This is a genomic window from Microvirga sp. P4_G7 (assembly GCF_056401005.1).
On sequence record NZ_JBFUKD010001030.1, the window covers coordinates 1 to 900 of the forward strand.

Annotated in this window: 2 protein-coding genes; both read right to left on the bottom strand. The window is 59.7% G+C overall.

The window, feature by feature from the left end:
• On the bottom strand, positions 1-713 hold a 713-nt coding region (locus AC1DT3_RS22790), incomplete at its 3' end, for an FAD binding domain-containing protein (RefSeq protein WP_477467438.1).
• Positions 710-900, bottom strand: a 191-nt coding sequence (locus AC1DT3_RS22795) for a (2Fe-2S)-binding protein (protein ID WP_477467439.1), incomplete at its 5' end; no start/stop codon positions are given. The genes AC1DT3_RS22795 and AC1DT3_RS22790, both read right to left, overlap by 4 nt.

The window sequence follows — 900 nt, forward strand, 5'->3', positions numbered from 1 at the left end:
GCATAGGATAGTCGGTCGCGGATCTTGAGATAAGTGTAGTTCTTGGCAAAACCCTGTGAAGGAATTTCGACGGAAGTGACGATCTCATTGGCCTCGAGATTAGTGTCGCGTTGCGGGGTGTCTCCGGGCAGGCGATGGAAATCCGCGATGGGAATAGAGCGCTCGCCCTTTGGCCCGACGACACGAATGTTGGCGTCGAGCACGGCGAGCGCAACGCACATATCCGAGGGATGGGTCGCGATGCATTTGTCGCTCGTGCCGAGGATAGCGTTGATGCGGTTGATGCCCCTTATTGCCGAGCAACCGCTATCGGGCGCGCGCTTATTGCAGGGCGTCGTCGTATCGTAGAAATAGAAGCAGCGCGTACGCTGCAAAAGATTGCCACCGGTCGACGCCATGTTTCGCAACTGCGCAGAAGCACCCGCCAGGATGGCGCTGGCAAGAAGAGGATATCGCTGCGCGATCAACGGATGGTAGGCGAGGTCGGAATTGGGCACCAGCGCGCCGATCCGCAAGCCGCCATCCGCGGTTTCCCCAATCCCCGCGAGCGGCAGTCGAGTGATGTCGATCAGCCGGGTAGGGCGCTCGACGTCCTCCTTCATGAGGTCGAGCAGGTTTGTCCCTCCCGCGATGAATTTCGCCGTGGGATCGGCTGCGATCTGCCGCACCGCGTCGTCCACGCCTTCGGCGCGCGCGTATTGGAAGTTGATCATGACGCCCCCATCGCCTGCTGAATGGCTGCAACTATGTTGGGATAGGCCGCGCAACGGCAGATGTTGCCGCTCATCAGCTCGCGGATTTCGTCTGGGGTTTTTGCCTTACCTTCGGCAATCAGCCCTGCAGCGGAGCAGATCTGGCCTGGAGTGCAGTAGCCGCATTGGAAAGCATCGTGATCGATAA